Origin of the sequence: Bradyrhizobium sp. DN3, from assembly GCF_041357655.1 — a bacterium.
Taxonomy (GTDB): domain Bacteria; phylum Pseudomonadota; class Alphaproteobacteria; order Rhizobiales; family Xanthobacteraceae; genus Bradyrhizobium.
In genome coordinates, this window is record NZ_JAULLN010000004.1 from 21,824 (window position 1) to 47,190 (window position 25,367).

The 25,367-nt window shown below is 64.6% G+C and carries 21 protein-coding genes and 1 pseudogene; 6 read left to right on the forward strand and 16 right to left on the reverse strand.

Translation table 11 applies throughout. From position 1 onward, the window contains the following. Nucleotides 1-113 precede the first annotated feature (113 nt). Together AAE027_RS07375 and AAE027_RS07380 are read left to right on the forward strand one after the other, a co-directional pair. A complete protein-coding gene (locus tag AAE027_RS07375; RefSeq protein WP_370990466.1) occupies nt 114-551 on the forward strand; it encodes a hypothetical protein in 438 nt (145 codons plus the stop codon). Nucleotides 552-1,054: 503 nt separating this feature from the next. Further along, a pseudogene (locus AAE027_RS07380) lies at nt 1,055-1,374 on the forward strand (hypothetical protein). Between the two features lie 171 nt (nt 1,375-1,545). On the opposite strand, the gene AAE027_RS07385 reads toward AAE027_RS07380, so the two are convergent. The 4 genes from AAE027_RS07385 to AAE027_RS07400 all read right to left on the reverse strand — a co-directional run bounded on the left by AAE027_RS07385 (nt 1,546) and on the right by AAE027_RS07400 (nt 4,410). Next, complete coding sequence (locus AAE027_RS07385) at nt 1,546-1,959, reverse strand: VOC family protein (RefSeq protein ID WP_370990467.1); 414 nt, start codon at nt 1,957-1,959, stop codon at nt 1,546-1,548. A gap of 30 nt (nt 1,960-1,989) precedes the next feature. Further along, complete coding sequence (locus AAE027_RS07390) at nt 1,990-2,529, reverse strand: SRPBCC family protein (protein ID WP_370990468.1); 540 nt, start codon at nt 2,527-2,529, stop codon at nt 1,990-1,992. Between the two features lie 217 nt (nt 2,530-2,746). Next, nucleotides 2,747-4,045 (reverse strand): RNA polymerase sigma factor, encoded by a 1,299-nt coding sequence (locus tag AAE027_RS07395; RefSeq protein WP_370990469.1) that lies wholly within the window; start codon nt 4,043-4,045, stop codon nt 2,747-2,749. After that, nucleotides 4,042-4,410, reverse strand: a complete 369-nt coding sequence (locus AAE027_RS07400; protein WP_128936532.1) for a YciI family protein — start codon at nt 4,408-4,410, stop codon at nt 4,042-4,044. The genes AAE027_RS07395 and AAE027_RS07400 overlap by 4 nt, the downstream gene beginning before the upstream one ends. Before the next feature lie 140 nt (nt 4,411-4,550). Here AAE027_RS07400 and AAE027_RS07405 point away from each other — a divergent pair, with 140 nt between their 5' ends. After that, the gene (locus tag AAE027_RS07405; RefSeq protein ID WP_370990470.1) at nt 4,551-5,516 is read left to right on the forward strand and encodes a 2-hydroxyacid dehydrogenase; all 966 of its coding nucleotides are present in this window, start codon (nt 4,551-4,553) and stop codon (nt 5,514-5,516) included. 319 nt (nt 5,517-5,835) lie between these two features. Beyond that, entirely contained in the window at nt 5,836-7,803 is a 1,968-nt protein-coding gene (locus AAE027_RS07410; protein WP_370990471.1) for a methyl-accepting chemotaxis protein, read from the forward strand. Nucleotides 7,804-8,108: 305 nt separating this feature from the next. Here the strand turns inward: AAE027_RS07410 and AAE027_RS07415 are convergent, their stop codons facing one another. Then, entirely contained in the window at nt 8,109-8,753 is a 645-nt protein-coding gene (locus tag AAE027_RS07415) for a TetR/AcrR family transcriptional regulator (RefSeq protein WP_091880485.1), read from the reverse strand. 105 nt (nt 8,754-8,858) lie between these two features. On the opposite strand from AAE027_RS07415, the gene AAE027_RS07420 reads away from it, so the two are divergent. Continuing rightward, the gene (locus AAE027_RS07420) at nt 8,859-9,503 is read left to right on the forward strand and encodes a glutathione binding-like protein (protein WP_128940104.1); all 645 of its coding nucleotides are present in this window, start codon (nt 8,859-8,861) and stop codon (nt 9,501-9,503) included. Nucleotides 9,504-9,554: 51 nt separating this feature from the next. Here AAE027_RS07420 and AAE027_RS07425 read toward each other — a convergent pair whose 3' ends face one another. The 9 genes from AAE027_RS07425 to AAE027_RS07465 form a co-directional block, all read right to left on the reverse strand. Further along, on the reverse strand, nt 9,555-10,859 hold the full coding sequence (locus AAE027_RS07425; protein ID WP_091880491.1) for a TRAP transporter large permease: 1,305 nt from the start codon (nt 10,857-10,859) through the stop codon (nt 9,555-9,557). 34 nt (nt 10,860-10,893) lie between these two features. Beyond that, entirely contained in the window at nt 10,894-11,487 is a 594-nt protein-coding gene (locus AAE027_RS07430; RefSeq protein WP_091881164.1) for a TRAP transporter small permease subunit, read from the reverse strand. Between the two features lie 9 nt (nt 11,488-11,496). Further along, the gene (locus AAE027_RS07435) at nt 11,497-12,498 is read right to left on the reverse strand and encodes a TRAP transporter substrate-binding protein (RefSeq protein WP_091880494.1); all 1,002 of its coding nucleotides are present in this window, start codon (nt 12,496-12,498) and stop codon (nt 11,497-11,499) included. Nucleotides 12,499-12,537: 39 nt separating this feature from the next. Further along, entirely contained in the window at nt 12,538-14,196 is a 1,659-nt protein-coding gene (locus tag AAE027_RS07440; protein ID WP_370990472.1) for a hydantoinase B/oxoprolinase family protein, read from the reverse strand. 2 nt (nt 14,197-14,198) lie between these two features. Continuing rightward, complete coding sequence (locus tag AAE027_RS07445; protein WP_370990473.1) at nt 14,199-16,283, reverse strand: hydantoinase/oxoprolinase family protein; 2,085 nt, start codon at nt 16,281-16,283, stop codon at nt 14,199-14,201. A 141-nt stretch (nt 16,284-16,424) separates the two neighbouring features. Then, nucleotides 16,425-17,246 carry an NAD-dependent protein deacetylase gene (locus tag AAE027_RS07450; RefSeq protein ID WP_370990474.1) on the reverse strand — a complete coding sequence of 274 codons (822 nt, stop codon included), beginning with the start codon at nt 17,244-17,246 and terminating at the stop codon, nt 16,425-16,427. Nucleotides 17,247-17,321: 75 nt separating this feature from the next. Further along, nucleotides 17,322-19,121, reverse strand: coding sequence for a cation:proton antiporter domain-containing protein (locus AAE027_RS07455; protein ID WP_370990475.1), 1,800 nt, complete (start codon nt 19,119-19,121; stop codon nt 17,322-17,324). Between the two features lie 215 nt (nt 19,122-19,336). Then, the gene (locus tag AAE027_RS07460) at nt 19,337-20,173 is read right to left on the reverse strand and encodes an SDR family oxidoreductase (RefSeq protein ID WP_370990476.1); all 837 of its coding nucleotides are present in this window, start codon (nt 20,171-20,173) and stop codon (nt 19,337-19,339) included. A gap of 72 nt (nt 20,174-20,245) precedes the next feature. Beyond that, a complete protein-coding gene (locus AAE027_RS07465; RefSeq protein WP_370990477.1) occupies nt 20,246-21,565 on the reverse strand; it encodes a solute carrier family 23 protein in 1,320 nt (439 codons plus the stop codon). 127 nt (nt 21,566-21,692) lie between these two features. On the opposite strand from AAE027_RS07465, the gene AAE027_RS07470 reads away from it, so the two are divergent. After that, nucleotides 21,693-23,021 carry a dicarboxylate/amino acid:cation symporter gene (locus tag AAE027_RS07470; RefSeq protein ID WP_370990478.1) on the forward strand — a complete coding sequence of 443 codons (1,329 nt, stop codon included), beginning with the start codon at nt 21,693-21,695 and terminating at the stop codon, nt 23,019-23,021. Between the two features lie 180 nt (nt 23,022-23,201). On the opposite strand, the gene AAE027_RS07475 is transcribed toward AAE027_RS07470, so the two are convergent. Continuing rightward, nucleotides 23,202-24,812, reverse strand: coding sequence for an ABC-F family ATP-binding cassette domain-containing protein (locus tag AAE027_RS07475; RefSeq protein ID WP_370990479.1), 1,611 nt, complete (start codon nt 24,810-24,812; stop codon nt 23,202-23,204). 171 nt (nt 24,813-24,983) lie between these two features. Beyond that, the gene (locus AAE027_RS07480) at nt 24,984-25,331 is read right to left on the reverse strand and encodes a RidA family protein (protein WP_370990480.1); all 348 of its coding nucleotides are present in this window, start codon (nt 25,329-25,331) and stop codon (nt 24,984-24,986) included. Nucleotides 25,332-25,367: the final 36 nt, after the last annotated feature.

The window sequence follows — 25,367 nt, forward strand, 5'->3', positions numbered from 1 at the left end:
GTGGGCAAAGGCGCGAAAGCGCCGTGCCCATCATCGTTCCGGACCAGCGTTGCCAATGGTGGGCACGCTACGCTTTGCCCGCCCTACGATGTCAACCGTGCGGAGAGAGCACCATGCAACGCCTTGCTTTCGTCCAAGCCGTGATGCTCGCGACAGCGCTGCTCGCCTCTGCGCCCGCGGCCGCCGAAATCCGCATCATCCAGTCGCCGGGCGGAGCGGTCGGGCCGTTTCTCGACCTGTTCGAGAAGGTGCGCGAGAGCGGCGAGCGCGTGGTGATCGACGGTCCTTGTCTGTCAGCCTGCACGCTGGTCTTGAGCATCGTGCCGGGCGAGCGCATCTGTGTCACCAAACGTGCGGTGCTCGGCTTCCATGCCGCGCGCTCGGTCGACGGGCGCGGGCGCTTCTATGCCGAGCCGGAAGCATCGGTCGCGGTGCTTGCCGCCTATCCTGGCCCGGTGCGCGACTGGATCAGCCGCCGTGGCGGCCTCACCTCGCGGTTGCTCTTGCTGAAGGGGCGTGATCTCGCGGCGATCTATCCGCGCTGCCGCTGACGAATTTGGCAGCCGCCGCTCTAATGGCCTTTGGCTTGGCTGGTTCGAGGCCATACGGCGGGTTCCCTGTGCTCGCACGCTATGTGCGCACGGGGGTTATTCGCCATCACGCGCTGGCTGGCTTCAAAAGAGAGTCTGGATCACCGGCACCAGCTTCATGCTGGCGCAAATGAGCATCCCCCAAAGAGCAAAGTTGATCTGTAGCGCCGTCGCCATCGGCCGCTCCCCTTCCAAGTGACGTCCATCCCAGTTTGTAGTTTTTATGACTCACAAATACCGATTCTGGCGTGCAGATCACAGCCCAATATTGCGTCAATTGTTGTGCGATGCAGTCGGCATCGTTTCACGAAGCGGCCGCACTGCTCGCGCAGAGTGATGCGAATCGTAAGTTCATTGCTCGGCCATGCCGGCCAACTGGTTTGCCTTAAGTTCCATTTGACCGACGCTATGCAAGTTTCCCCACGCGGATCTTGCCCATCGCGCGCCGAACTTTGGGTCCCGGCATGATGCGACTTGGCTTGATCTTGCTCACTTTCTGCACAACGCTGCTTGGATGTGCAGTCGCACCGGCGCAGGAGCGTCGTCCGATCGCATGGGATGGCCTCGGCCAAGATCCCAACAAAGGCCCGAACCGCCCTCATGTCACGAAGCGGCGCGCAACGAACCCCGCGCCCGCGGCAAGTGATCCCAATCAGGAGCGGGAACGATTGCTCGGCACCCTGCGGCCGTATTCCGACGCGTGGTGGGCGATCCATGACGAATCGAAGCGGAAAATGACAGGCAGCTCGGCACCAAGCTCGTGATCTGCCCTCGCTGCGTGTAACCGGTGCCGCCGGACGGGGACGTGACCGGATCAACCCGGTGAGAGGCAAGCGGCCGATCCGCGCGTGACGGAACGACTCTACGCTCCGTACGAGTCATTATGTGTCCCCTCTCCCGCGGGTTTGGAGAGAGGGGATCACATTTCAATGAATCATGTGGGCGGTCGCGCCCGTCACATTCCTTCCGCCGGGCAGTTCACCATCCAGGGGATGCCGAACTTGTCGACGCACATGCCAAAGCCCTTGGCCCAGAACGTCTTGCTGAAGGGCATGGTGACGCTGCCGCCGTCGGCGAGCGCGTTGAACTTGCGCTCGCCATCCGCGGGATCCTTGACCGTGATCGAGATCGAGAAGCCCTGCGGCTTGTGAAAATGCTCGGGCGGCGCATCGGACCCCATCAATACGCTGCCGTCGGGCAGCGACATCCGCGCATGCATAATCATCTTCTCGCGGCCCGGCGAGGCCGGCATCTCCGGCGGCGCATCCGATGCGCGCATCATTGCATCAATCTTGCCGCCGAGAACCTTGGCGTAATGGTTGAACGCCGCTTCGCAGGTGTCCTGATAGAACAGATAGGGATTGAGCATCGCTTCTCTCCTTTTCGTTGGTAGTGAGGCCTATTGCTTCTCGGTAAGCTTCTTCAGGCTGGCGAGTCCGGCCTCGAAATCCTTGCCGATCATGCTGTCCATGTTGATGAACACTTGCATCACTTTGGACAGGAAAGGGGCCGGACCGGACATCGCCCATGTGACCAGTGTGACATCGCCTTGCGGCACAAAGGTGAACTCGGCGCTGTTATGGCCTTCGAACGGGCGCTCGAAATCGAGCTTGATGCGGAGCCTCGAAGGCGCGTTGGCCTCGAGGATCTCCATGTGACCGGCGCCGACATTGTTGTTCCCGTCCCAGGCATAGGTCGCGCCCTTGCCTTCCGCGGTTCCTCCGAAGGTCCGCTTCATGGCGGGATCGCGGCCCTCATAGGGTGACCAGGCGGTCCAGCGGCGGAAATCGGCCACCACCGGATAGATCGCATCGGCCGGCGCTTTCACGGCGAGACTGCGCTCGACGCGGAATGTGTCGGGTTTCGTCAAGGCAAAGACGAGCACGGCCGCAATTCCGGCCGCGAGGACGATGGCGATGACAGCAATGGCTTTCAGCATGGATAGCTCCCGGGATACGGGCGTAGGACGAACGAGGGAGACCCCGGTCGACAAGACCGAAACGAAATTTTTGGCACAATGCCGCCCTACGTCATGACCGGGCATTAGCGCGAAGCGCGTCTTCGCACAGATGTCCCGGCCATCCACGCCTTGAACGCCAAGAGGGAACGTGGATGCCCGGGACAAGCCCGGGCATGACGGCGGAGATGGTGTTGCCCTATTTCGCCTTAGCGCTTTCCTTGGCGCTTTCCTTCGGCTTCGGCTGGCTGTCCCGGATCAGGCGGTCGAGATGCATGCGGATATGGGCGGCTTCCGCGGAGGTGTTGGCGAGCGCGATGGCGCGGTCGAAGGCGATGCGGGCCTCGTCGTTGCGGCCGAGCTGCATCAGGAAGGCGCCGCGCACGCCGTAGAAATGGAAGTAGTTGGCAAGCTTCGGCGCCAGCGGCTCGATCAGTTCGAGTGCGGCCTGCGGTCCGCGCACCTTGGAGACCGCGACCGCACGGTTGAGCGTCACCACCGGCGAGGGCTGCACCAGTTCGAGCGCGCCGTAGAGCAGGTCGATCTGCGTCCAGTCGGTCTCCTCCGGCGCCGATGCGCGCGCATGCAGCGCGGCGATCGCCGCCTGGATCTGGTAGGGCCCGCTGCGGCGGTGGCGCATCGCCTTGTCGATCAGGGCGAGGCCCTCCGCGATCATGGTGCCGTTCCAGAGCGAACGGTCCTGGTCCTCCAGCAGGATCAGCGACCCGTCCGCGGCAAAGCGCGCGGCGCTGCGCGCATGCTGCAACAGGATCAGCGCCGTCAGGCCCATGATCTCCGGCTCGCTCTGGAACAGCCGCAGCAGCAGCCGCGCCAGCCGGATCGCCTCCTCGCACAGCGGCTTGCGAAGCTCCGCGGTATCGCCGCTCGCCGAATAGCCTTCGTTGAAGATCAGGTAGATCATGGCCGCGACGCCGGCGAGCCGCTCGGATCGCTCGACCGCGCCGGGCGCTTCGAAGGGGACACCGGCGTCGGCGACCTTTGCCTTGGCGCGGGTGATGCGCTGCTCCATCGCAGCTTCCGAGACCAGAAAGGCGCGCGCAATCTGCTTCACGGTGAGGCCGGAGACGATGCGCAGCGCCAGCGCGATCTGCTGTGTCGCCGGCAGCTGCGGATGGCAGCAGATGAACATCAGCCGCAAAATGTCATCGCGGTAATGCGAGCCGTCGAGCCGCTCGGCAAGCGCGCCTTCGGCGTCGTCGAGGTCGGAGATCGCCTGGTCGTCCTCGGGCAGCGGCTGCTGCTTACGGGCGCGGCGGACCTCGTCGATCGCGACGTTGCGGCCGACCATGATCAGCCAGGCCGCGGGATCGCGCGGCGGACCGTTCTGCGGCCAGGTTTTCAGCGCGCGCAGGCAGGCGTTCTGAAAAGCCTCTTCGGCGGTGTCGAGATCGCGGAAATAACGCAGCAGCGCGCCGACCGCCTGGGGGCGCGCCGAGGTCAGCGCTGTCTCGATCCAGGCGGTGTCGGCCTCGCTCACGTCAGATTTCCTCCGGGCCTGAACACGCCGACGGGACGCACCTCATAGGCGCCGCCGGGATTGGCGGCTCCGAGTTCGCGCGCGACGTCGAGCGCGTCGTCGAGGTTCTTGCAGTCGACGATATAGAAGCCGAGCAGCTGCTCCTTGGTCTCCGCATAGGGGCCGTCGAGCACCAGCGGCGGGTCTTCCTTGCGCAGCGTCGCCGCCGCGGTGGTCGGCAACAGCCGCGCCACCGGCCCGAGCCGACCCTGCTGTGTGAGCTTCTCCTGCACCACGGCGAGCTTCTTCATCACGGCCTCGTCCTGGTCCTTGCTCCAGGAGCCGACGAAGTCCTCATCGTGATAGCAAAGAATGGCATAAAGCATAGGCGACACTTTCCACGTCTGTTCTAAAGACGCGCCAATATGCCCCGCCCCGACAGGGCTGCGGAAAAAATTTGCAAGAAAAATCCGGCGGATCGTGCCAAGGAGGGCCTTCTCAAGCGGAACTCGACGAGGCACTTCGAATGACCAAAGGCACACTGGCCGTCCTGATCAACAGCACGCAGCAGAACTGGCTGCCGGAGCGCTGGAAGGCCCGGTTCGACGCGGTCTGCGGCGGCCGTCGCGTGATGCTGCTGCCCGATTCCGCCCTTGATCCGGCCGAGGTGCACTATGCCGCCGTGTGGAAACCGGTGCCGGGCGATCTCGGCGCGTTCCCCAATCTGCGTGCGATCTTCAATCTCGGCGCCGGCGTGGACGCGTTGATGGCAGACAAGAGCCTGCCCGATGTGCCGCTGGTGCGCGTCGCCGTGCCCGACCTGACCAACCGCATGACCGAATATGTCGTGCTGCATGTGCTGATGCACCATCGCCAGGAGCTCTATTTGCGCCAGTGCCAGCGCGAGAAGCGCTGGGAGCCGACATATCAATGGCCGGCGAGCGCGATCACCGTTGGCGTCATGGGCCTCGGCACGCTGGGCACTGATGCGGCCGATGTGCTGCGCCGGCTCGGCTTCCGCGTCGCCGGCTGGAGCCGCAGCCCGCGCACGATCGAGGGCGTCGAATGCTTCCACGGCACGGACGGAATCGACGCGTTCCTGCGCGCGACCGACATCCTGGTCTGCCTGTTGCCGCTGACCCCGGACACGCATGGCATCCTCAACCGCGACGTCTTCACAAAGCTCAGCCGCAACAGCCCGCTCGGCGCGCCGGTGCTGATCAATGCCGGCCGCGGCGGCTTGCAGAACGAAGCCGACATCCTGGCCTGCCTCGACGACGGCACGCTCGGCGCCGTCTCGCTCGACGTCTTTGTGCAGGAGCCGCAGCCGGCGGACAGCCGGTTCTGGACTCATCCGAAGGTGCTGCTGACGCCGCACAATGCGGCCGACACCGACGCTGACGCGATTTCGGCCTACGTCGCCGAGCAGATCGCGCGGCTCGAATCGGGCGGCGTGCTGGAGAACGTGGTGGATCGGGCCAGGGGGTATTAGGGCCTCGCCTGGTTGGAAGAGGCACGACCGCGCCTCACTTTCGATGTCGTCCTGGCGAAAGCCAGGACCCATTACCACAGGGAGAAGTTGCGGCGCGAAGTCGTAATCGGAGTCTTCGCCAAACCACTTCCTGGGGTAATGGGTCCTGGATCAGCGCTCCGCCCTGGACAACGCTACGCGTTGCCAAGAGCTGCGCTTGTCCAGGACGACAGCTTTGTTGGGCTCGTCGCCCCGCCCCTCCCCACCCGTATCCCGTTCACCCTCTCTTAGAGAGAAGTTGATAGACGTTGTTAATCAACGCTCAACGAATGGGTCGGACATGCGGGCGAACCTCGGCCTCAGGATGCGGATCACGGTTGCGCTGGCGGTGACGGCGGCGGCGACTGCCCTGTTTGCCGTGCTCGGGGCGATGTGGATCATCGCCGGGATCATCGACCGGGCCGACCAGCGCGAGCTGCGCAGCCACTACGATGCGCTGCAATCGCGCATCGCCGAGGAATCGCATCGCGCCGCCGCGATGAGCGCCGTAGTCGCGTCGATGCCGGCGACGCAAGAGGCCATGGCGAAGCAGGATCGCGAGGCGCTGGTGCGCCTGTTCGGACCGGTCTTTGCCGCGACCAAGTCGGACTACGGCGTCGATCAGTTCCAGTTCCATGTGGCGCCGGCGACCTCGTTCCTGCGCGTGCACCAGCCGGCGAAATTCGGCGACGACCTCTCCGGCTTTCGCAAGACGGTCGTCGTCGCCAACCAGGACCGCAAGGTCGTGGTCGGTCTCGAGGGCGGTGTGGCCGGACTCGGCATCCGCGGCGTGGTGCCGATCGCGCAAGCCGGCAAGCATCTCGGCACGGTCGAATTCGGTCTGACCTTCGGCCAACCTTTCTTCGACGACTTCAAGGCCAACCGCCATGTCGACGTCGCCTTCCATCTCGCCGACGGTTCAAGCTTCAAGCTGTTCGGTGGCACGCTGAACGGCAAGAGCTTCTTCGATGCGGCCGATTACGGCCGCGCCACCGGCGGCGACTTCACGGTGCGGCAAGCCAAGCTCGACACGACGCCGGTCGCCGCGTTGCTCGGACCGATCAAGGATTTTTCCGGCAAACCGCTCGGCGCGGTCGAGCTGGTGATGGACAATGCCGACTACGAGGCCTCGGCCGACCGCGCCTGGATGCTCGCGATCGGGATCGCCGCGCTCGGGCTCGTGCTGGCCGCGATCGTCGGCTATCTCATTGCTCGCAGCATTTCGCGTCCGATCATCTCGATCACGAGCGTGATGCGCGAGCTCGCGGATGGCCGGCTCGACGTCGCCATTCCCGCCAGCAAAGCGAATGATGAGGTCGGCGCAATGGTGAAGGCCGTCGCGGTGTTCCGCGACAATGCCGTGAGCTTTAGCAAGCTCCAGGCCGAGCAGCTCGAGGCCAAGGCGCAGTCCGAAGCGGAGAAGCGGCGCGCCTTCGCCGCACTCGCCGACAATTTCGAAGCCAGCATCCGCGACGTCGTCACCACGGTGTCCTCGGCCGCGGTCGAGATGGAGCACACCGCGCGCTCGATGTCCGAGATCGTCGAGCAGTCGCGGCAACAGACCCGCACCGTGTCTTCGGCCTCGGCGCTGGCCTCGGAGAACGTCCAGACGGTAGCGGCCGCCGCGGAAGAACTGTCCTCATCCATGACCGAGATCAGCCGCCGCCTCGCCCATGCGACCGAGGTCGTCGGCAGGGCTGCGAGCGACGGGCAGCGGTCGAATGCGCGCGTGCAGAGCCTTGCCGACGCCGCGCAAAAGATCGGCGACGTCGTCTCCTTCATCAGCGGCATTGCGGGACAGACCAATCTGCTCGCGCTGAACGCGACGATCGAGGCGGCGCGCGCGGGCGAAGCCGGCCGCGGCTTTGCCGTGGTCGCCTCCGAGGTGAAGGCGCTGGCGACCCAGACCGCAAAGGCGACGGAGGAAATCGGCGCGCAGGTGACAGCGGTACAGGGAGAGACCACCGGTGCTGTCGACGGCATCCAGTCGATCTGCGCGACGATCCGGGAGGTCGACGAAATCTCGGCCGCGATTGCGGCAGCCGTCGGTCAGCAAGGCACGGCGACACAGGAGATCGCGCAGAACGTCCAGCAGGCCGCGGCCCGCACCGGCGAGGTCTCGCAAAACATCTCCGGCGTCACCGCCGGCATCGCGGCGACCGGCACCGCTGCCGAGGAAGTGCTGGGATCGGCGATCGAGCTGTCAAAACAGTCGCAGCGGCTGCGGGACGAAGTGGACCGCTTCCTCGCGCATATCCGCGCGGCGTAGCTGCGGCTGCAAATTGGATGTCGTCCTGGCAAAAGCCAGGACCCATTACCCCAGGGAGAAGTTGCGGCACGACGTTCTAACCCCGAGCTTTCGCCAAATTGCATTCGGTGGCTATGGGTCCTGGCTTTCGCCAGGACGACGTCGGGGAAATAGCTCGCGCCAAGTACTCACAGTCGTCCCGGCGGAGGCCGGAACCCATACCGCGTGATTCATCGATTGTGCGCGGTAAGAGTAGACTCGTCATCAAAAGTCTTCGCCTAACCACTCCCTGTGGTTATGGGTCCCGGCCTGCGCCGGGACGATAGCTAGGGTTTAGCCCCCACCATCACGTCGATCGCGCCGCTGACGATGGCCTCGAGCTCCTTGCGCGGGACGCGAGCGCGGGAACGGATGGCGATCGTGTGCACGGTGGCGGATGCGACCTGCGCCAGCACCGATGGGTCGGCGCTATCAGGCAGTTCGCCCTTCTCCTTGGCGCGGCGGAAGCAATTGGCAAAGGCCTTGTCGAGTTCGGTAAGACCTTCGAGCACCATGGCGCGGATCTCAGGATCACTCACCGCCTCGGAGGCCGCAGTCACCACCGTGAAGCAGCCCCGCGGACCAGTGTCACCCGAGAGATAGATGTTCAGCGCGGAGGCAAAGATGCGCTCCAGCCGCTGGCGCACCGGCATCTCCTGGCGAAAGATCTCCACCATCGATGCGCGCGCTTCCTCCCGGTAGCGCTGGTAGCTCTTGATGTAGAGCTCGCGCTTGTCGCCGAACGCGCCATAGAGGCTCGGGCGGTTCATGCCGGTGGCTTCGCTGAGATCGTCGAGCGAGGTCGCGGCAAAGCCCTGCTTGCGGAACAGGTCGAGCGCTCTGCCGAGCGCGACATCGGGCTCATAGGCACGCGGCCGGCCACGGCGCTTGGGTCCGTTGGCAGCAGCTGGCGGTTTCGATTTTTGTACCATTTCGCAAAATAATCCTTGACCGACCCTATATTATGCAAGACAGTACAAAAATCAATCTGGCCAGGTTGAGCGACACCCAGAAGGAATTGCCCAAGGAGGCTACAGATGGATCTCTATTTCTCGCCGCTCGCCTGCTCGATGGCGACCCGCGTGGCGCTGTATGAAGCTGGCGCCGAAGCGAACTATCTCGAAGTCGATCCGCCGACGAAGACAGTGCTGAGTGACGGCTCCGACTTCCGCAGCGTAAACCCGATTGGCCTCGTGCCGACGCTGCGCACCGACGAGGGCGTGGTGCTGACCGAGAACGCCGCGATCCTGCAATATGTCGCCGACCGTTTCCCGCAATCCGGCCTCGGCGCCGCCGCGGGCATCGAGCGCACGCGGCTACATCAATGGCTCTGCTTCATCGGCACCGAGCTGCACAAGGCCCTGTTCGTGCCCGTGCTCGACCGCAAGGCGCCGCAGGAGGCCAAGGCCTATGCGCTAGAGAAGAACCTGTCGCGACTCGACTACCTCGACAATCATCTCAAGGGACGTGAATTCCTGCTCGACCATTTCAGCGTCGCCGACGCCTATCTCGTCACGGTCATCAACTGGACCATGGCGACGCCGCCGATCGAGCTCGCGAAATGGCCGAACCTGAAGGCGTATTACGAGCGCCTGCGCCAGCGGCCCTCAATCGCGAAGGCGATCGCGGAGGAGTTCGAACTGTACAAGGCCGAGCAGGCGCGGAAGAAGGCGGCGGCGTAAGCCAGAAGCATCGAAATGCCGTCCCGGCCGCTCAGCCGGGACGGCGCAAATCTATCCGTACAGCACCCGCGGCAGGATCGTGACGATGCCGGGCCACAATGTGAGCAGCAGCACGAAGCCGATCATGATCATGAGATACGGCATCGTCACGCGCGCGATGTAGCCGAGGCCGTCCTCGGTCAGGCCCTGGATCACGAATAGATTGAAGCCGACCGGCGGGGTGATCTGCGCCATCTCGACGGCGAGCACCAGGAAGACGCCGAACCAGACCTCGTCGAAGCCCGCCGCCTTCACGATCGGCAGCACGATCGGCAGCGTCATCACGATCATCGAGAAGCCGTCAAGGAAGCAGCCGAGGACGAGATAGAAGACGACCAGCGCCACGATCAGCATGAAAGGCGACAGGCCAAGCCCCTTGACGAAGGCGGCCACCGCCTGCGGGATGCCGAGGAAGGCAGCCGCGTTGCCGAGGATCGAGGCGCCGAGCACGATCAGTGCGATCATCGAGCAGGTCACGACCGAGCCGATCAGCACGTCCCGCATCACCTGCTGTGACATCGCTCCTTGCGCCCAGGCGACCAGCGCCGCGCCGAGCACGCCGACAGCCGCAGCTTCGGACGGCGTCGCCAGCCCGCCATACATCGAACCGAGCACGCAGGCGATCAGGAACAGCGCCGGCGCGAGGTCCTTCAGCGCCGCGAAGCGCTCGCCCCACGGCACTTGCGAGAGCTTTGCTTCCGTCTCCGGCACCATGGTGCCGTTGAGGCTGGTGTGCAGCATCACCCAGGCCATGAAGGTGGCGGCTAACAGCAGGCCGGGCAACACGCCCGCCGTGAACAGCTTCAGGATCGAGACGTCGCCGAGCACGCCATAGATGATCATGATGTTGGACGGCGGGATCAGGAAGCCGAGCGTGCCTGCGCCGGCGAGCGAGCCGATCGCGATGTCGCGGGAATAGCCGCGGCGCAGCAGCTCGTTCAGCGACATGCGACCGATCACCTGCGTGGTCGCGGCCGATGAGCCCGAGATCGCCGCAAAAATGGTGCAGCCGATCACGTTCACATGCAGCAGGCGGCCCGGCAGAAGCCCGGCCCAGGGCGCGAGCCCCTGAAACAGCGAGCGCGACAGGCGGGTGCGAAACAGCAGTTCGCCCATCAGGATGAACAGCGGCAGCGCCAGCAGCTCCTGCGTGGTCAGGATGTTCCAGGCATATTGCGGCAACAGCTTGTCGAGCGGGATCGAGCGGAAAATCGCGAGCAGCAGCGTCGCGGTGAGCGCCAGCGTCAGGCCGATCCAGACGCCGCAAGCCAGCAGCGCGAACAGGATCGCAAACAGGGCGACGACTTCGATGGTCATGGGATCCGCTGTCCGGGGATTGGCGCGTGGGCGATCATTCGACGGGCGAGGCCTTCATGCGGTGATCCTCCAGCGGCAGGCCGAGCAGGGCCTGGATCGCACGCGCCAGGAACTGAAGCGTCAGCAGCAGCATGCCGAAGGTGACGACGGCTTGCGGAAACCACAGCGGCGTATCGCTCGAGGTCGAGACCTGGCCGCGCACATAGGCGCCGAAGGCGAACTTCGCCATCGCCGAGGTCAGGAACGCCATGAAGGCGAAGCCGGCCGCCGCCGATAGGATCTCGAGCGCACGCTGCACCAAGGCCGGCGCGTTCTTGAGCAGCAGCACGACACGGATGTGACCGCCGACACGCAACGTCATGGCGGCGCCGAAGGTGAACGACGCCGCCATCAGATAGGACGAATACTCCCAGGCGATCGAGATCGACGGCGGGAAGAATGAAAAGAAGTTCGAGAGGAAGCGCGTTGCGACCTCGCATAGCATCAGCAGTGTCAGCATCAACAAGCAGCCGCCGCCGATCCAGCCGTCGAGCCGGCCGAGGCGGTCGATGCAGTCGAGCAGGATGCGCAGCGGCGCCGGCGCCGCTGCATTGAGACTCTGCGGAGCTTCGGGCGAGACGCTCACCAGACGTCACCCTCAGCCACGCTTCATTTCGGCGAGATAGGCCCGCACCGGCTTGTCGGCCGCCGGCACACGCTTGAGGAACGCATCGAGCTGCGGGGCGGTCTTGCTGCGGATGGCCGTCATCATCGCGTCCGAGACCGGCACCACCTCCATGCCGCCCTCCTTGAGACGGTTGAGGCTGTCGACGTCGGCCTTGAGAGAATTGGCCCAGAATGCCGGCTCCATCTTCGTGGCGATATCCGTAACGAGCTTCTGTTGATCGCTGGAGAGCGCCTTCCAGGAATCGAGATTGACGGTGAGCATCTGCGACGACCAGACGTGGTTGGTCGGGTAGATGTATTTCAGGAATTCCCAGAATTTTCCGTCGACCCCCGAGACCGCCGAGGTGGAAACGCCCGAGACCGCACCCGATGCCAGCGCCGGAATCGTCTCGCCCCAGGGGATCATCACCGGCGCCATGCCGACCACGGCCAGCATGTCGACGGCGTTCTTGTCGGGCACGCGGATCTTGATGTTCTTCAGGCCCTCGACGTCGGCGACCTTGACCTTGAGGTGCAGATATTGCGTCGGCCACGGCACGATGTAGAGGATCTTCTGGTTGTTGCGGGCGGCGACCTTCTCGTATTCGGGCCGCACATATTTGTGCAGCACCTTCAGTTCGTCCATCGAGCCGCACAGGAAGGGGATGCTCTCGACGCCCATGAAGGGTTCGTCGCCGACCTGCTGGATGTTGAGGACGTCAGCGAGCGGCACCAGGCCGTCGCGCACGGCGCGCAGATGCTCGGGGCCCTTGAAGCCGAGCTGGCCCCCGGCCTTCACGGTGATCGCTACCGAGCCGCTACTCTGCTTCTTCACCTCTTCCGCGAAGGCAAAAGCGTTCTGAGTGTGGAAATTGCCGTCGGGCCAGACCGTCGACATGTCCCAGCTGACCGTCGCCGCCCGCGCGCGGGTGGAGATGTGACCAGCGGCCAGCAGCGTCGCTGCACCCGCGGTGAAATTCCTTCGCGTGATCATTGCACCCCTCCGTTCGCTATCGCACAAGACTTCAGCGCGTCACCGCGCGTACCCATAAACTGCAACTGCATTGTCTGAAGACACGAAACCACTCTCGACGTCGTCCTTCACCGCCGCGCGCTCGCGCTTGCCGGGATCGCCAATGCCGGCGCCGCCCGGTGTCAGCACCACCAGCCGGTCGTCCGGCGGCACCTGCTGAAAGCCTTTTCCACGCAGCTTCTTTCCGGATTTGAGGCCGACATAGCCGGCCTCGCCGTCCCGGCCGCCATCGCGCCCGCGCGGCGGATGATCGATGCGATCGAACGCCGCCAGGATGTCGAACGGCGCATCGACGCCGCTGCCGACCTCGATGATCTGGCCGAGCCCGCCGCGCGTGCGCCCTGCCCCGCCGGAATCCGGGCGCAGCTCCTTGCGCCAGAAGATCAAAGGCGTCTGCGTCTCTGCGATCTCGACCGGCGTGCCGCGCACACCACTGGGATAGGCGGTGGCCGACAGGCCGTCCTTGCCGAAGCGCGCACCGGTGCCGCCATTGGAGGTCACCGCCATCGAGAACCCGTAATTGCCGCCGGCGCCGCTTCGCGTCTGTCCTCGGACGTTCAGATTCCACAGGCACGACGTGCCTTCGGCCGGCACGCGCTCGGGGATGATCTGGCGCAAACAGCCGAACACGACGTCGGGCAGCATCTGGCCGATGACGTGACGCGAGGCGACCGGCGCAGGCTTCGGCGCATTGAGGATCGCACCCGCCGGCGCCGACACCGTCAGCGGCGAGAGCGAGCCGGCGTTGTTCGGGATGTGCGAGGCGACGACGCAGCCGAGGCCGAACACGGTATAGGCCGTGGTGTAGGACAAGGGCACGTTGATGCCGAAATTGGAGGCGGCCGAGGTGCCGTCGAAATCGACGTGGATACCCGCATCCGAGATGGTCAGCGTCGCCGCGAGCGTCACCGGCGCGTCGTAGCCGTCGACCACCATGGTATTGCGCCAGCTGCCCTTCGGTAGCTTTGCGACCTCGGCAAGCACGGCCTCGCGCGAGCGGTCGCAGATGTGGTCGCCGAGCTCGTCGAGCGTCTCGATGCCGAACTCGTTCATCATCTCGACCAGGCGCTCGCAGCCGACGTCGTTGCAGCCGGCCAGCGAATAGGTGTCGCCCTCGGTGTCGATCGGCAGCCGCGTGTTGGTGCGGATCATCGCCATCAGCGTCTCGTTGACGATGCCCTGGTCGATCAGCTTCAGCATGGGGATGTAGAGCCCCTCCATGAACACGTCGGTGGCATCGGGCCCGAAGCCGATGCCGCCGATGTCCATGAGATGGCTGGTGCAGGAGAACAGCGCGACAGGCTTACCGTCCTTGAAGCAGGGCGTGGTGACGACGAAATCATTGAGATGGCCGGTGCCCATCCAGGGATCGTTGGTGATGTAGGCATCGCCCTCCTTCATCGTCTCGATCGGAAAATGGGCAATGAAATGCTTGACCGATTCCGCCATCGAGTTGACGTGGCCGGGCGTGCCGGTCACCGCCTGCGCCAGCATCCGGCCCTTGAGGTCGAACACGCCGGCGGAGAGGTCGCCGCATTCGCGCACGATCGGGCTGAATGCGGTGCGGAGCAGCACCTGCGCCTGCTCCTCGACCACGGCGATCAGCCGGTGCCACATGATCTGGAGATCGATCAGGCTCGCGCCGCTTACCTTGCTCATGATCAGGCCGCCTTTCGTTCCATGACGATGCTGCCGGCACCGTCGATATGAGCATCAAAACTGGTCGAGACGAAGGTAGAGGTCTCGTCCTCGGCGATTACGGCCGGGCCCGCAATGGTCGCGCCCGGCGTCATGTCTTCGCGGCGATAGAGCGGGATCTCGATCACCTCGCCGGCGCGGCCGTCGAAGAACTTGCGGCTGCCGACTGCCTTTCCGGCGGACTTGCGCGCGACGGCCGCGACCGCGGGTGGATTGCGCGCTTCGGTGGTCGCGAGCACCGACCAGCTCAACACCTCGATCGCGGCACCCGGGATCGGCCGCTCGAACATCGCGGCATAATCCGCCTCGAACTTCTGGCGCAGACCAGCGAGATCGGCGGGCGCCAGCCGCCGGTTCGGCAGCTCGACCGAGATCTCATGGCCTTGACCGACATAGCGCATGAAGGCTGCGCGCCGCTCGCGCACCGGCGCACCGGCGGCGCCGGGCTCGACCAGCGCACGCGCTTCGGTCGCCATCTCCTGCAAGAGATCGGAGACCGCCTCGGTGTCGAAATCATCGAGCCGGACGTGACGGCTGCGCACCAGCTCGTAAGCGATGGGCGCCGCCAGGAATCCGACGGCCGATCCGACACCGGCATTCGAGGGCACGATCACGCGGGAGACGCCGATCTTCTCGGCAACGCGCGCCGCATGCAACGGCGCAGCGCCACCGAAGGCGATCAACGTGTGCTGGCCGACCACGGCACCGCGCTCGACCGCATGCACGCGCGCCGCGCTCGCCATGTTCTCACAGACGACCTCGTGCACGGCATAGGCCGCGGTTTCCGCCGACAGGCCGAGTGGCTCACCGACGTCGCGCAACAGCGCCTGCTTCGAAAGCTCCGAGTCGAGCTTGATCGTGCCCGCCGCAAACGCGTCGGGATCGATCATACCGAGCGCAACGTCCGCATCCGTCACGGCCGGACGCTGGCCGCCGCGGCCGTAGCAGGCCGGTCCCGGCTCGGACGAGGCGCTCTCAGGACCGACGGTGACACGTTTCATCGCGTCCACATGGGCAATCGAGCCGCCGCCGGCGCCGATTTCGACCATCTCGATTACGGGGATGCGCACCGGCAGGCCGGAGCCTTTGAGGAAGCGCGCGGCACGGTCGACCTCGAACACGCGCGAGGTCTCGGGCTGGTACTTCTCGATGAGACAGATCTTTGCAGTGGTGCCGCCCATGTCGAAGGACAGCACTTTGGTCTCGCCAAGACGCGCCGCAATCTGCGCCGCGAAGATCGCGCCGCCGGCCGGACCGGATTCGACGAGCCGCACCGGAAAACGCCGCGCCGTCTCGATCGAGGTGACACCGCCGCCGGAAGTGACGAGATAAATGGCGCCGCGGAACTGCTCGACCTGCAAGGCATCGGCCATGCGGGCGAGATAGCCGTCGATCAGCGGTTGCACATAGGCGTTCGCTACCGCGGTGGAGGTGCGCTCATATTCGCGAATCTCGGGACAAACGGCGGACGACACCGTCACGGAGATGCCGGGCATCTCCTCGCCTAGGATCGCTGCGGCGCGGCGCTCGTGTTCGGGATTGGCGTAGGAGTGCAGGAAGGCGATCGCGACGCTCTCGACGCCTCGCTCGCGCAATTTTGGCGCGAGCGCGCGCACAGCAGTCTCGTCCAGCGGGAGCCGAACAGCGCCGTGCGCGTCGATGCGCTCGGGCACGGTGAAGCGCAGGCTGCGCGGCGCCAGCGGCTTCGGCTTGTCGATGCTGAGGTCATATTGGTCGTAACGGCTCTCGGTGCCGATATCGAGCACGTCGCGAAAGCCGTCCGTTGCGATCAGTGCGGTTTTCGCGCCGCGGCGCTCGATGATGGCATTGGTGGCGAGCGTGGTGCCGTGAATGAAGACGTCGATGTCGCTGATATGGGCGCGCGCGTCGGCGAGAATGAGGCGCATCCCGTCCAGCACCGCCTGCTCCGGCCGCTGCGGCGTCGTCAGCACCTTGCGCGTCTTGCGCGCCTCGCCCACGTCCAGCACGATGTCGGTGAATGTGCCTCCGATATCGACAGCAAGCCGCACCTCGGCTCCCTCAAGCATTCCAAATTCTCCGCGCTGATCGTCAAGACTGAGGTCGAAAGCGCAGCAATTTCCATGCCATGGACGACGAGGGCAACGCCGCGCCCGGCTATTCTGCTTGGCACCTATGCAATAGGCAAGACGTGTTCGCGGCCGGCGCGATCAGAGCAGGAATGCGAGCGCCGCCTCGCAGCGCTCCTCGACCTTCAGCGTCAGGAGATCGTCGGCGCGGGTGCGGCCGAGATTGACCGCCGCGATCGGAATATTGCGCTGCGCGGCAGCCCGGACGAAGCGGAATCCGGAATAGACCATCAGCGAGGAGCCGACGATCAGCATGGCGTCGGCCTGCGCCAGATGATCCTGCGCGGTGGCGACGATGTCGCGGGGGACGTTCTCGCCGAAGAACACGACGTCGGGCTTGAGGATGCCGCCGCAGGCCTCGCAGGCCGGCACTTCGAAGGACGAAAAATCCTCGTGCTCCAGATCAGCGTCGCCATCAGGTGCATCGGCGGCATCGAGCGTCAGCCAGGCCGCATTTGCGCGACCAAGCGCGTGCTGAAACTCATCGCGCGGCGTCTTGCCGCCGCAGCCCATGCAGCGGACCAGATCGAGCCGGCCATGCAGGTCGATCACCTGGCGGTGGCCGGCCGACTGATGCAGCCGATCGACGTTCTGGGTCAGCAGCATCCCGCACCGGCCGTTCGCCTCGAGCCGGGCCAGCGCATGATGCGCATCATTCGGCTTCGCCTGGCCGAACCGCCGCCATCCAATCAGGCTGCGCGCCCAATAGCGCCGGCGCGTATGCTCGTCCGACATGAAAGCCTGGAAGTTGACCGGCTGGGTCCGCTTCCAATTGCCGTGGCTGTCGCGATAGTCGGGAATGCCCGAATTGGTGCTACAGCCGGCGCCGGTCAGCACGAACAGCCGTTCGTGCCGGCCAATGAAATCCTGGAGCGGAGGGTTTGCCAGCGGAGCATTTGTCATGGCGCAGATGTAGTCCGCGCGGGCGGGTTTTGCCAGATCACGACAGTCCGCAGCGCACGGCCGCCCGATATGCGGCTATCTCGGGGACCGGCGCCCTGTGCTATCGAGGAGACGAGTTTTCTCTTCTGCTGCAATGCGGGCGGCTTGCTGCAATGTCAGCCGAAATTCGTCCCGCTTCTCGTGCACCGAGGCGATCGCATGCCCGACCGCGACTCCGAGGCCGATCAGTGCGGCTTCGGAAAGTTGCAGGCTTGCCTCGATGGTTTCCGGCACCGCATCGGTTGCGCCGATCGCATAGAGGTGGCGGGCATGATCGGCGTCCCGCGCACGTGAGACGATCAGCACGTCCGGCCGCACTGCGCGAATCCGCTCGACGACGGCATCGATCGCTGCTCGCGACTGAATGGTAATGATCACACCGGTCGTCTGCATCAGGCCGCAGGCTTCGAGAAAGCCCGGTTCTGTCGCATCACCAAAATAGACCTTGTGACCATCGCGGCGGTCGCGCGCCACGGCGACTGCTTCGTTATCGATCGCGATGTAGTTCAGGCCGTGGCTGGTCAGCAGCGAGCAGACGACTTTTCCAACGCGGCCGTAGCCGACCACGATGGCCTGCGCCCGGTCGCCGGGCGGCCGAACCGTCAGTTCAGGATCGAGAGTGCGCTCGCTCCCCAGTTTCGCGGCCAATCGTCGTCCGAGCACGCCCAAAACCGGCGTCAATGCCATCGTCACGGCGGTGATGGCGACGGCAAAGCTCGACGCGCGAGGTTCGATCAGGCCGAGCGTCGCCGCCATCCCGATGCTTACGAAGGCGAATTCGCCGACTGGACCCAGCAGGAAGCCGATCTCGATCGCCGACGGCCACGAGAGCCTGAAGAGGCGGCCCAGGATGATGAGCACGATCGCCTTACCGGCCAATACGCCGATAACGGCGGCCAGCAGCCAACCGGGCTCGCGCATGAACACGCGGAAGTCGATGGCCATACCGACGGTGAAGAAAAAGATGCCGAGCAGCAGGCCCTTGAATGGATCGACGGTGGCCTCAATGGCCTTGCCGTACTCCGTTTCCGCCAGCATCAGTCCTGCAACGAATGCTCCGAGCGCCATCGACAGGCCGGCTTGGTGCGCGGCAAGGCCTGCGCCGACGATGACGAACAAGGTCGCCGCGACGAAGAGCTCCGTCGAATGGGTGCCCGCAACCATCTGGAACAGCGGACGCATCAGCAGCCGTCCGATCAGAATGAGAAATGCGACCGCTACTCCGGCCTTCAAGATCGCACTGGAGATGTGCGCCACGACGGAGCCGCCGCTGCCTGCGCCAAGCACCGAGACGAGCACCAGAATGGGAATCACTGCAAGGTCCTGAGCCAACAACACCGAGAAGCTGGCGCGCCCCGCAGTGGTCGCAAGCCGTCTCTCGGTGGACAGAAGCTCAAGCACGATCGCCGTCGAGGACAGCGCAAGACTTGCGCCGAGGATCACGGCTGTATCGGAATTCTGCCCCGCGAGAAGGGTCGCGCCGAAAATGATCGCGGACGTCGCCAGCACCTGCAGGCCGCCAAGCCCGAACACCAGGCGTCGCATCGTCACGAGCCGCCTGAAAGACAGCTCGAGCCCGATCAGGAATAGCAGGAACACGACGCCGAGATTGGCGATGCCTTCGACGTTCTGCGCGTCCGCCACGGTGAACCAGTACAGGAACGGGAGTTCTCGAACGAGCGAGCCGAGTCCGAGCGGGCCGAGAATGGCGCCGGCACCGAGATAGCCCAGCACCGGATTGATGCCCCAATGGCGAACAATTGGCACCACCACGCCGGCAGTGCCGAGGACCACCAGCGCGTCACTGTAGGCATTGATGTTTATGGTTGTGGTCACGAGCCCATCATGTGTCGGCGCCTGCCAATAGCGGCAGCGTCGTCCACGGTCGATAGCACACGGCGCCGCAGACCCCTACCCGGCCGCAAACCGCCACTCCTGCGCGGTGCATCGGTGTCCAGGTAGGCCCAGTGAGAAGGCTGGCCTCGCGACCATGATCTAATCGTTGCAACCCGGTCGGGCCGTCGCAGATGCGCACGCTTCCAAGTTGACGTTCAGCTCGCCCAATTGTCCCGGAATTCGGGGAACAGCGTCAGGCCTCCGCAGGCATAGATGGTCTGTCCGGTGATGTAGCTCGCGTCATCCGAGGCGAGGAAGGCGAACACGGCGGCGATCTCTTCGGGGGTGCCGACGCGGCCGAGCGGAATGTGGGAGGTGACGACGCCGCGCTTCTCGGGATCGCCGGTCCAGGCCGCGTTGATCGGCGTATCGATCGCACCGGGACCTACCGCATTGACGCGGATGCCTTGGCCGGCAAATTCGAGCGCCAGCGTTCGCGTCAGGTTGGCCATGCCGCCCTTGCTGATCGAATAAGCGAGATAGCCGGGCTTTGGGATGATCTGGTGGACGCTGGAGCAATTGATGATGCTGCCGCCTCCGCCGCGGGCGACGAAATGCGCGAGCGCCTTCTGGGCGCAAAGCACGGCGCCGTTCAGATTGACGTCGATGATGCGGCGATAGGTTTCGACGTCGAGCGCTTCGCTCGGCGATTCCCGCTGGAAGCCGGCATTGTTGACGAGACAGTCGAGGCGCTTCCAGCGCGCCAGGATCGTCTCGAACATCGCGACGATGTCCTGCTCGTTGCCGACATCGGCCTTGACGATGATGTGATCGAGCCTGCCGTGGCCACGATCGCCCGATGCCGTCCGCGCCAACGCGAGCGTCTCCTCGGCGCTTTGGGGGTGATCGAAATAATTGATGGCGACGGTCGCGCCTTCCTGGGCGAGCCGGATGGCGACAGCGCGGCCGATGCCTTGTGAAGCGCCGGTCACCAGCGCGTATTGGCCCACGAGGCGCGAGGGAAAGAAGGTTGAGCGATTGGTTTGTGGCATGAGTTCTCTCCGGGATGCCTGATCATCGACGGAACCCGCCCTTTGTTCCATCTCTCGACGCATTGCTGTGATTCATTTGGCGTGGCGGGCGACCGTCAAGGTCAGGATCTGGTAGAGGATGATGGCGCCGAAGGTCGCGGTGCCGATTCCGCCGATTGTGAACGCACCGAATTTGAGCGTGAGATCGCCGGCGCCTGCGGTGAGCGCCACCGCGACGGTCATCAGGTTTGCGGGATTTGCGAAGTCGACCTTGTTCTCGACCCAGATCCGTCCCGCCATCGCCGCGATCAACCCGAACAGCACGATCGACAGGCCGCCGATGACGGGGCCGGGGATCGACAGGATGAGTGCGCCGAATTTCGGCGAGAAGCCGAGCAGGATCGATACCGTGGCCGCGAACGCGAACAACAAGGTGGAATAGACCTTCGTCGCCGCCATGACGCCGATGTTCTCGGCATAGGTGGTGACGCCGGTACCGCCGCCGCAGGCCGCCACGATGGTCGCGAGGCTGTCGGCAAACAGGGCGCGGCCGAGATAGGCATCGAGGCTCCGGCCCGTCATCGCGCCGACGGCCTTGATGTGACCGAGGTTCTCGGCGACGAGAATGATCGCAACCGGCGCGATCAGGAAGATTGCATCGGCATGGAAGCTCGGCGCGGTGAAGTTGGGGAGGCCGAACCACGGCGCGGCCGAAAGTTGCGCGAAGTCGATCGGCTTGCCGAAACCGAGTCCGTTTGCGAACAGCAAGTACAGGAGATATCCGCCGATGGCACCGACAATGATCGGCAAGCGGCGCCATAGGCCCGGCGCCGCGACGGCGACCACGCCGATGATCAGAACGGTCGCGAGCCCGATCCAGGTGTCGAACGTGCCGGCGCTCACAGCCTTGACAGCCACGGGCGCAAGATTGAGCCCGATCGCGGCGACGACGGCGCCGGTGACCGCCGGCGGCAGCAGCCTCTCGATCCAACCAACGCCCGACCACATCACGATCAGCGCAATCAGGCCGTACAGCACTCCGGCTCCGACGATGCCGCCGAGCGCAACTGACAGATTTGGGTTCGGCCCCTGCCCGGCATAACCGGTGGCAGCGATGACGACGGCGATGAATGCGAAGCTCGAGCCGAGATAGCTCGGCACGCGCCCTGCGACGATGACGAAGAAGATCAGCGTGCCGATGCCGGAGAACAGGACCGCAACATTGGGATCGAACCCCATCAGCAGCGGCGCGATGATCGTTGATCCCGACATTGCGACGCAATGCTGGAGACTGGAGACAATGGTCTGGCTCCAGGACAGCCGCTCCTCCGGCATGATCACGCCCGAGGTCTTGAGTTTCCAACGCGGGAAATAGCCTTGCGTTTGCTCGTCGGAGTCTGTTGCAGTCGACATGTTTCCCCCGAGTTGCCGTGCAGCGGTCGATCTTCGTGCGATCCGACAAAAATGTGATTGTCGCTTCCGCAGCGGCCATCACATGATGCGAACCAAGCAAGATCAATACGTTCCGGGGCACTACAATATGACACAAGTCGCGATCCAGCCAGCCGTCCTCCGCCGGCACCAGCCCTGGTACAAGATCCTCTACGTCCAGGTGCTGATCGCGATCGCGCTCGGCGTGCTCATTGGCTATTTCTATCCCGATCTCGGCAAGGCCTTAAAGCCGCTCGGCGACGGTTTCATTGCGCTGATCAAGATGATGATCGCACCGGTGATCTTCTGCACCGTGGTGCACGGCATCTCCTCAATGGGCGATCTCAAGCGCGTCGGCCGCGTCGGGCTGAAGTCGCTGATCTATTTCGAGACGGTCTCGACCGTCGCGCTCGCGGTCGGTCTGCTCGTCGGCGAGATTCTGCAGCCTGGGCACGGCTTCAACATCGATCCCGCCACGATCGATCCGAATTCGGTGGCGACCTACGTCACCAAGGCCAAGGAAGAAGGCATCGTCGCCCATCTGATGGCGATCATCCCCGACAGCTATCTGGGCGCCATCGCGCGCGGCGACCTGCTTCAGGTGCTGTTGATCTCGATTCTGTCGGGCTTCGCCATCGCCTTCCTCGGCAAGGCCGGCGAGCCCATTGCGGACGCGATCGATAAGGCCGCAAAAATGTTCTTCGGCATCATCCGCATCATCGTGCGCGTGGCGCCGATCGGCGCTTTCGGCGCGATGGCGTTCACCGTCGGCGCCTACGGGCTCGGCTCACTGCTCAACCTCGCCGCGCTGATCGGCACGTTCTACCTGACCAGCATCCTGTTCGTGCTGATCGTGCTGGGTGCGATCGCACGGCTCGCCGCTTTCTCGATCCTGCGCTTCATCGCCTACATCAAGGACGAGCTGCTGATCGTGCTCGGCACCTCGTCCTCGGAGACGGTGCTGCCGCAGATGATCCAGAAGATGGAGCATCTCGGTGCCTCGCGCTCGGTGGTCGGCCTCGTCATCCCCACCGGCTACAGCTTCAATCTCGACGGCACCAACATCTACATGACGCTGGCGACGCTGTTCCTGGCGCAGGCCACCAACACCCATCTGACCATCTGGCAGGAGCTCGGCATTTTGGGCATCGCCATGATCACCTCGAAGGGTGCATCGGGCGTGACCGGCGCCGGCTTCATTACGCTCGCAGCGACGCTCTCGATCGTGCCTGATATCCCGATCCAGTCGATCGCGATCCTGGTCGGCATCGACAAGTTCATGAGCGAATGCCGTGCGCTGACCAATCTGATCGGCAATGGCGTCGCCTGCGTCGTCATCAGCCTCTCCGAAGGCGAGCTCGACCGCGACGCCCTGCACGAGACCATGGCCCATCCGCTGGAGATCGGCGAGGCGCTGGAACCGGGCGGCAGTGCATAGCACCCCGGTTCCGATGCGGTAGTTTCCCGGAATGGAAAAACGGTGAGATACCCGTCACAACAATGGCGTTGGGATCACGGATTGATACTCATTTTTTCCACCCGACGCGCTGGGGGCAGGGCGTCGGGTTTTTGAAAATCTCCGCCAGGACTAGCCGCTATATCGTGACGTAAGGCGGGATCAGATGATCCCGCCATTGACGTGAAGCGCCTTGCCGGCAAGTTCGAGCCGGCGCGTGATCCCGATCGCCTGCAAGAATGCCTCGTCGTGACTGACGACGAGCAGCGCGCCGTCATAAGCCCTCAGGCCCGCTTCGACCGCTTCGATGGACTCGATGTCGAGATGATTGGTCGGCTCGTCCAGGATTAGCAGGGACGGCGGCATCGTCCCGCCCAGCACGCAGGCAAGGCCCGCGCGAAACATTTGTCCGCCGCTCAGGCTTCCCACGATCTGCAAGGTGGCATCGGCGCGAAACATGAAGCGAGCCAGCGCGGCATGGCACGCGTTCGCACCTGCCGTTGGATTGAGACGGCCGAAATTTTCCAGGATGGAGAGCGCAGGATCAAGCAGGCTGATCTTCTGGTCGAACAGCGCGAAGTCGGGCCTGACCCGCACGGTACCCGAAACTGGGCGCAACTCGCCGGCAATGAGTTTCAGCAGCGTCGTCTTGCCGGAGCCGTTCGGCCCGACGACCGCAACGCGCTCCGGCCCGACGATCGCGAGCGAGAGATCGCGCAAGACCGGCTGCTGCGGCTGATAGCCGGCGCTGACGCCGTCGAGCCAAACCACCTCCCTGCCCGCCGGCAGGCCAGTCGCCGGCAGTTTCACCGACAACGGCTGAAATATCTCGACGCGCCGGCGCGCGGTGTCGACGGCCTCGACCGCTTCCGCGCGCCGCCGCTCGGCGATTTGCGCGGTCTTGCCGCCGCTGTCTTCGCTGCGATCCTTGCGCGCGCCGGCCAGGATGCGCGGCATGTCGCCCTTGGCGCGCTTCTTCCTGCCGCCGCTGTCCTTGCGCGCCTTCCGTTCCGTAGCCTCTGCCCTGCCATCAATCTCGGACAGGTGCCTCTCAGCATGCGCGAGATCGTGCCTAACCGCCGCGAGCTCGACGGCCTTCTGCGCGCGAAAACTACTCCAATTGCCGCCGTATCGGGTTGACCCGAGCGACGTCAGCTCGACGATCGCATCCATCGTTTCGAGTAAGTTCCGGTCGTGGCTGACGACGATCGCGCCGCCGCGCCAGGCAGCGAGGAGCGCGGTCACGGCCTCGCGTCCATCCTGGTCGAGATTGTTGGTGGGCTCGTCCAGCAGCAGGAAGTCGGGCTCAGCGAAGATCAGTGCAGCAAGACGAACCCGCGTGATCTGGCCGCCGGACAGTCGGGACAGCTCCGTCTCGGGAGACGGATCGAACCCGAGGCGCGCCAGCGCGGCCTGAAGCCGCGCTTCGAGCGTCCAGTCGATCACCGCGATCTCGCCGGCCGAGGCGTCGCCCTGCTCGGCACGGCGCAGCAGCTCCAGCGCCGACCGCACGCCGAACAGATCGGCCACAGTCGCGCCCGCGGAGACCTGGACGTCCTGGCGCAGCAGGCCGATGCTGCCGTTGATCAGAACGCGCCCGGACTGGGGAACATGGCCCCCGGAAATCGACGCGAGCAGCGTCGTTTTCCCGATGCCATTGCGGCCGACGAGACCGGTCCGCTCGGCCGCAAAAGTGAGATCGATGTTGGAAAGAAGCGAACGGCCGTCAGGCGTGGACAGCGACAGGTTCGATAGGATGATCGAAGCAGGCATGGAATTCCCCGTGAGCAAGGCGGATGGGCTTTGCGGTCGGGGTAAAATCCATGGCTGCGAAGTTCCTGGTTGAGAACGCTCTAACTAGTGCGGCAGAAGTGCAAGATCAAGGTGCAGTTTGAGGGGACGACAGCGCGAGGAAAGCGCTGACGTCCCTATCGATCGGCGCGATCAGCCCTTGAGCGCGGTGACCACCACCTCGATCAGCGCATTGCCGCCGAGGTCGGCGACACCGACGGTTGCGCGGGTCGGCAGATCGTCGCCGAAGAACTCGGTCCAGGCCGCGTCCATCTCCTTCTTCTTGGAGAGATCCGTGACGAAGATCGAGGCGCTGACCACGCGTGACTTGTCGGTTCCCGCTTCCTTCAGATAGCCGGCGATCTTGCCGAGGATGTTGCGGGTCTGCTCGCCCATCGAGACCGAGGTGTCGTCAGCGATGGTGCCGCCGAGAAAGACGAAGCCGTTGGCCTCGACGGCGCGGTGCATGATCGGCGTACGGATGCTGCGGGTGATGCTCATGATGTCCTCTTGTTAGAGCGTGGAAGGAGTTGAGTT